The 351-nt window shown below is 35.3% G+C and carries 1 pseudogene; it reads left to right on the forward strand.

The window, feature by feature from the left end:
- Positions 1-351, forward strand: a pseudogene (locus tag Q4550_RS23305) (hypothetical protein); the annotation flags it as partial.

Consider the following 351-nt stretch of genomic DNA (forward strand, 5'->3'; position numbering starts at 1 on the left):
CCACCGGATAGCAGTGCCCATATCTCTTTGTTTCCATATGAAAAAGTAGCTTATTATTTAAGAGAAGAAAATCTTTGGGATATTGAAAAACAAAACGAAGAACTACTCGGCCATAATACAATTGTTTTATATGGCGAGATACCAAAAAGTGATACAGATCGAATGAAAGGTAACCAATTTCGTTTTTGGGTAGATAAAGACACAGGTATTCTCGTGCAGTATGAAGTATACGATCAAAATGGAGAGGTGACTAGCTACCTACACCCAGACCGTTTAGAAATAAATCTACCAATTTCCTCAAAAGAGTTTATACCTAATCTTGAAAATTATAGTGAGATGGAAGTAGATCAG

This window comes from Anaerobacillus sp. 1_MG-2023, from assembly GCF_030547345.1.
Classification (GTDB): Bacteria; Bacillota; Bacilli; order Bacillales; family Guptibacillaceae; genus Guptibacillus; species Guptibacillus hwajinpoensis_B.